The organism is [Clostridium] symbiosum ATCC 14940 (assembly GCF_000466485.1).
Classification (GTDB): Bacteria; Bacillota; Clostridia; order Lachnospirales; family Lachnospiraceae; genus Otoolea; species Otoolea symbiosa.
Genome location: NZ_KE993037.1, coordinates 1 through 5,321, shown reverse-complemented (window position 1 = coordinate 5,321; position 5,321 = coordinate 1). Strand labels below are relative to the sequence as shown.

The following is a 5,321-nucleotide window of genomic DNA, read 5'->3' as shown; positions in this document are numbered from 1 at the left end:
GAGCAAACCACCGGCTAAGCCGGTGGTGCTGATTTTGGAGGTAATGAAATGAACCCAATCATACAAGTAGAACATTTCTCAAAGAAGTATGGAAATTTTACAGCAGTAGATGACATTTCCTTTACCGTGGGCGAGGGCAGCATTTTCGCTTTCCTTGGCCCCAACGGTGCGGGCAAGAGTACAACCATCAACACGCTATGTACCATCCTGGACAAAACTGAGGGACACCTAATCATCAATGGGCATGATGTTTCCGGCGAACGAGATTTGGTACGAAAAGACATTGGAATCGTATTCCAGGATTCAACCCTTGATACAAAAATGACTGTAGAGGAAAATCTGAAATATCATTGCAGCTTCTACAAAGTACCGAAAAGCGAGGTGCAGGAACGCATTGACTTCGCTCTTGGATTGGTAGAACTCACAGATTGGAAAGGGGCCATTGCGGGCAGTTTGTCTGGCGGTATGAAACGGCGGGCTGAGATTGCGAGGGGACTGGTTCATAATCCGAAAGTATTGTTTCTGGATGAGCCGACTACCGGACTCGACCCGCAGACGAGGGCTAGTGTCTGGAAATATATTCAGCAGCTTCAAAAACAAAAGAATATGACAATCTTCCTTACTACTCACTACATGGACGAGGCAGAGATCTGCTCGAAAATTGTTATCATGGATCACGGTAAAATCGTTGCCAGCGACACGCCTGAGAACTTGGAATGCCAATATACCAACACAGAGGTGAACGTTGCCTGCACACAGACGGAACAACTGGAAAGCGCACTGACACAGCGAGGTGTTTCTTATAAAAAAATGGGAACCGTATGATTTTTCGCATAAAGAACGCACCGATGGTTCTGGAAATTTTATTTTGCTGCAAGGAAACCATCATTGATTTTGAAGTGAAAAAAGGGACGCTAAATGAAGTGTTCCTTGCCATTACAGGAAAGGAGATTCGAGAGGTATGAACCCTATCGTCGCAATTATTGAAAGGAATCTGCTGAACTACATCCGCAACAAGGCAAGGCTATTCGGAAGTCTGTTTATGTCCGTTTTTATGCTGGTGATGTTTTCATTTTTGATGAAATCCTCTATGAGTGGTTTGGGCCAGCCCATGAGCTATCTGCTGGCCGGCGTCATCATCATGACTGATTTCCAAACCGGCATTAACCACTCCTCCGAGATTTTGACTGACATCGCAGGTGGTTACATGAAAGAAGTCATGGTGGCCCCAATTTCCCGCAGTGAAATTTCCATCGGCAACATTGCGGCGGGAGCATTGGTCGCAACCTTGCAGGGAGCCATTATGATGATACTTGCCATTTTTTTGGGGCTTCATGTTTCAATTTTACAATTTCTGCTGATGTTGATAGTGATGCTGATCTCGGCTATGACTTTCAGCACTATCGGCCTGTTCCTTGCAATAGTTTCGCGGAACGCCCCTGCCTTTCAAACGGTCAGTTCCATGGTCATGATGCCCCTGCCCTTTGTTTCCGGCGCATACATCCCCACGACGATAATGCCTAGTTTCCTCCTGCCGGTGGTCTATCTGAACCCGCTGACTTATACAACCTCCATTTTCCGCTATATTGCCTTGGGTGCGCACAAGCTGAACCCGACGGAACTTTTAGAGCAGGGCATGGCATTTGCCATCGGCGGATTTGTGATTACGCCAATAATGGGCTTGGCAATCACAGTTTTGATTGGTGCCTTTTTCTTTGTTCTATGTATCCGCAAATTTAATCAGGCGGACTTCTCTACGGTAAAAATAGCTACGGGTATGCGCGGCGGTGGCGCGCCGGCGAGGTAAGGGGGTAACATATGGAATTGGCATACGTCGTTGGTTCTATTTCTTGCATTTCGGGATAAAACAAGACATCGGCTTTCCATCATCCGTGAAAAATCTCGGGGAACCGTAAAGCAAAAGCTTCGGTTCCCCGTTTTATCATTTTTTATCCGATTTTTTATTCAACCGCTCAACCAGGGCAGCCGTACGCGTGCGGTAATCATCCAGTTCGGTCACAATCCCCATAAAAGAGGATACCATATCCAGAGAAGAACGCAGAGTACTCTGTTCACTCTGGTAAATCGCGCGTTTGGTCAGGCGCATGGCCTGCTGCGGAGCTTCCAGAAGCTTATGCATATAGTTTTCCACATAATCATCCAGTTGATCGGCAGCTACGGTACGGGTTACCAGTCCGATGCGTTCCGCCTCCTCGCCTTTTAATACCCGGGCAGTCCAGAACATATCCAGAGCTTTGTCGCGTCCGACCAGCCGGGGCAGGAAAAATGCGCCTCCGTCTCCAGGCACGATCCCGGCGTTGAAATAGCTTTCAGACAGCGTCGCCGTATCCGATGCAATCCGTACATCACACATCAGCGCCATATCCAGTCCGGCGCCGACGGCAGCTCCATGTATCTTTGCAATCACCGGCTTATCAATTTCCTCCAGAATGAGCGGAATACGCTGAATTCCCTTCCAGAGTGAATTTTTCCGTGCGAGAGCAGTGGAGGTAATATCATCATGGCTTTCAAAGAAACCGTCCCCTGCGGCCATGGCTTTAACATCGCCGCCTGCGCAGAATGCCTTACCGTTTCCGGAAAGGAGAACTGCATAAATATCATCCCGATCTCGGATATCCTCCAGCGCTGCTGTCCACAGGCGGATCATTTCCTCGCTGAAACAGTTAAGATGCTCCGGCCGGTTCATCGTAATGCGGGCCAAATGGTCTTTTACTTCATAAATTAAATCTGCCATAATATTCTTATCTCCCTTGTTTCTATCAGCCTCTAACTGAGGCCGTAGTTTTATACCATTATAATGATCCTCTATTTTGCTGTCAATCCTGCCGGAACCTTATAACAAGGTTTTAACAGCACAGAATTATCTATATCCCTATTGAGAAGAAATATAACTGCAAAATTGAATTGTAAGAAAAACGCAATGATTTTGACCGGTCAAATAAATGGAATGGAAATTATGCTTATGGTAAAATTAAAAAAAGATGTGCTGAGAGGAGGAAATATGTATAGCGGGTGGGAACAGAAAACAAGGACCGATTTGAATGCCGGCCTGAAGGAGTTTGAATCAACACACGGCAGAACACCTTCCCGCACACCTGCGCCCCGGTATAACCCGGATAAGGCTATGAAAGAAGCGGAAAAGCAATACCTGATATCAAAAGGGACAGAAAAAAAGACACTGATGCAGAAGCTGAGGAAACTGCTGGAAAATAAAGGCTAGGGGGGATTTTTGTGAAACAGAGTATTAAATGTATGCTGATACTGCTTGCGGCATTATCGCTTACCGCCTGTTCGCCCGGACGGGGTGAGGAAGAAACCGGCCTCCCGGATACCGGGAAAACGCAGGAAGATGCCGGCAATAAAAGGGAAGACAGCGGTGATAAAGAGACGGAGAGCGGCATGAAAACAGAAGCTCCGACTTCAAAAGCGCCGGACAACAAAGAGTGGGAGCAGTTTTGCGGCTCTTATTTCAAAGCCGGGGATTTCAGATACAGACTGTCTGTCATTCCGGGAAAAGCAGAGGAACGGGATAATTTATGTATCACAGTATACAAGCGAAGCATGGAAGGATCAGATGCAGAGCGCTCCAACGCGGTCACAGGGCTTGCGGAGTATCAACTTCCATATGAGGCGGGAGTTGATACCTATAATCTGGAAGATGAGATGTCCGGAGGCGGGGGGAATTTCTGTCTGCTTAGCTTGAACCGGGACGGGACGGTTTCCCTGGGGGGAGACGGGGAAGACGCAGGGATTTACTACTCATATAATGATAATCTGAAATTGCCGGAAGGATTTCGAAGGCCTCTGAATGACACGGATTTGCTCGGCATGAGCAGGGAAGACTTGCGTATCATACGGAATCAGTTTTATGCAGTATACGGCAGGAAATTTCAAAGCGCTGATCTGACTGAATATTATGAGGCGGAGCCGTGGTACAGGGGAAACACTGAAGCAGGACAGTTTGATGAAGCGATCCTCGGAGGTCTCATAAAAAGGAATATTGCTTTTTTAAATGATGCTGAAGAGAAGTATGATGCTGGTCAGGCTGCAATGGCAAAAAAAGAATACGATGCCCTGGAGCCTGCGCCATACCTTGAACTGCTTCCCGAGTATGGCGAGATTGAGGTAGAACTGGCTTCCGATAAAGAACACGCGGTTGATAAAGGATTATATTATGCGGCGGAGGGAACGATCTCAGTTCCGATTACATTGACGGCGGAGCAGTATAAAGCGCTGGACGGCGGAGCGGAGCTGGAACTGGTAACGGATGAGCTGACAGGTGAGAAAAAAACTTTAAAGAAGGCAGAGACGCCGGAATATGGAGAGTATGTATTCGGTGACGAAGCAGAGGGAGATTACGTTATGAGCACGTATAATCCTGACAGCGGCCTGTATAGCTTCTGGGCAAACAGTGCGGACACCAGGTTTAAAAGGGTTTATCAGGGCGTAGTTTATGTTCTGAAAGGAGCCTGCGAGGAATATTACGGTTATTTTGATATGCCGCGGGAGAGTATCGTTGAATCACCGGGGAATTACCGGGTTATGGATTTTAATGAAGAAGGGCCATATGGTCCTCAGCCCTATTATGGAAACATCCTTGAAAGGGATTCAAAAGGATATGTAAAAGCAATTTATTTCCAGGGTGACTGATACCGGCTCATCGCCCGTAAAATAACAGGACTCTGAAAACAGGCCAATCCGGATTGGCCTGTTTTCTCTCTGCCATAAAGGCAGAGGACTGAGTCAGCCTCCGAACAGCTTTCCGAGAGGTCTTACAATATTAGCCAGATCGCGGATCGCGCTGTTTAACGAATCAAAATCAATGGAATTAAGCTTTTCCACCGCTGTCTCGATGCTGGATTCGCTGGTTGTGACAAGACGGTCCATATTATCAATCATTTCGGGAAGATTGGCATCGGACAGATCCTTAGATATCTTCTGTATATTGGATACGGAAGCCTGAATATCATTAAACAGTGTGTTAACCCTCGGAATAACGGTTGCCGCCGTATAGAGGACAATACAGAGAATAAGGATACTGGCAGCCGCAGTAATCTGGCTCATCCTGTATTGCAGCTTAGCATATTTTTCCTGTCCGGCATTGGACTTCTCCAGCCGTTCCATAAATCGTTTCATTTCATCAGTATTGCCTGTCATAAATCAACCTCCTAAATTAATGTTATAAATATTTGGCATACCCCTGCCTGCGGGTTTCCGGTATTATTATATCATGAATATGCACAGTATGGAGATTTAACTGAGGTGTGGAGGACGCGGCCGGAACGGACCATGTCCGGTGT

Annotated in this window: 7 protein-coding genes; 5 read left to right on the top strand and 2 right to left on the bottom strand. The window is 46.9% G+C overall.

The genetic code is table 11. The features are described 5' to 3' along the window. The first annotated feature begins 48 nt into the window (after positions 1–48). Genes CLOSYM_RS20785 through CLOSYM_RS20780 form a run of 3 tightly spaced genes read left to right on the top strand, consistent with a single transcriptional unit; the run spans position 49 to position 1,807 of the window. Complete coding sequence (locus CLOSYM_RS20785; protein WP_021643690.1) at positions 49–825, top strand: ABC transporter ATP-binding protein; 777 nt, start codon at positions 49–51, stop codon at positions 823–825. Next, complete coding sequence (locus CLOSYM_RS23905; protein ID WP_021643689.1) at positions 822–965, top strand: hypothetical protein; 144 nt, start codon at positions 822–824, stop codon at positions 963–965. The genes CLOSYM_RS20785 and CLOSYM_RS23905 overlap by 4 nt, the downstream gene beginning before the upstream one ends. Beyond that, the gene (locus CLOSYM_RS20780; protein WP_021643688.1) at positions 962–1,807 is read left to right on the top strand and encodes an ABC transporter permease; all 846 of its coding nucleotides are present in this window, start codon (positions 962–964) and stop codon (positions 1,805–1,807) included. The genes CLOSYM_RS23905 and CLOSYM_RS20780 overlap by 4 nt, the downstream gene beginning before the upstream one ends. A 135-nt stretch (positions 1,808–1,942) precedes the next feature. On the opposite strand, the gene CLOSYM_RS20775 is transcribed toward CLOSYM_RS20780, so the two are convergent. Next, positions 1,943–2,755 (bottom strand): enoyl-CoA hydratase/isomerase family protein, encoded by an 813-nt coding sequence (locus tag CLOSYM_RS20775; protein ID WP_003511159.1) that lies wholly within the window; start codon positions 2,753–2,755, stop codon positions 1,943–1,945. 228 nt (positions 2,756–2,983) lie between these two features. Between CLOSYM_RS20775 and CLOSYM_RS20770 the strand changes: the two genes are divergently transcribed. Both CLOSYM_RS20770 and CLOSYM_RS20765 read left to right on the top strand, forming a co-directional pair. Then, positions 2,984–3,241: a hypothetical protein gene (locus tag CLOSYM_RS20770; RefSeq protein WP_227072917.1), complete on the top strand. Its 258-nt coding sequence runs from the start codon at positions 2,984–2,986 to the stop codon at positions 3,239–3,241. Between the two features lie 11 nt (positions 3,242–3,252). Then, positions 3,253–4,671, top strand: coding sequence for a DUF4454 domain-containing protein (locus tag CLOSYM_RS20765; RefSeq protein ID WP_044903063.1), 1,419 nt, complete (start codon positions 3,253–3,255; stop codon positions 4,669–4,671). A 93-nt stretch (positions 4,672–4,764) separates the two neighbouring features. Here the strand turns inward: CLOSYM_RS20765 and CLOSYM_RS20760 are convergent, their stop codons facing one another. Beyond that, complete coding sequence (locus CLOSYM_RS20760; RefSeq protein WP_021643685.1) at positions 4,765–5,178, bottom strand: hypothetical protein; 414 nt, start codon at positions 5,176–5,178, stop codon at positions 4,765–4,767. Positions 5,179–5,321 lie beyond the last annotated feature (143 nt).

Excerpts from the sequence above, each read along its gene's own strand:
- CLOSYM_RS20785 (WP_021643690.1), top strand. The coding sequence starts at position 49 with ATGAACCCAATCATACAAGTAGAACATTTCTCAAAGAAGTATGGAAAT.
- CLOSYM_RS23905 (WP_021643689.1), top strand. The coding sequence starts at position 822 with ATGATTTTTCGCATAAAGAACGCACCGATGGTTCTGGAAATTTTATTT.
- CLOSYM_RS20780 (WP_021643688.1), top strand. The coding sequence starts at position 962 with ATGAACCCTATCGTCGCAATTATTGAAAGGAATCTGCTGAACTACATC.
- CLOSYM_RS20775 (WP_003511159.1), bottom strand. The coding sequence starts at position 2,755 with ATGGCAGATTTAATTTATGAAGTAAAAGACCATTTGGCCCGCATTACG.
- CLOSYM_RS20770 (WP_227072917.1), top strand. The coding sequence starts at position 2,984 with ATGGTAAAATTAAAAAAAGATGTGCTGAGAGGAGGAAATATGTATAGC.
- CLOSYM_RS20760 (WP_021643685.1), bottom strand. The coding sequence starts at position 5,178 with ATGACAGGCAATACTGATGAAATGAAACGATTTATGGAACGGCTGGAG.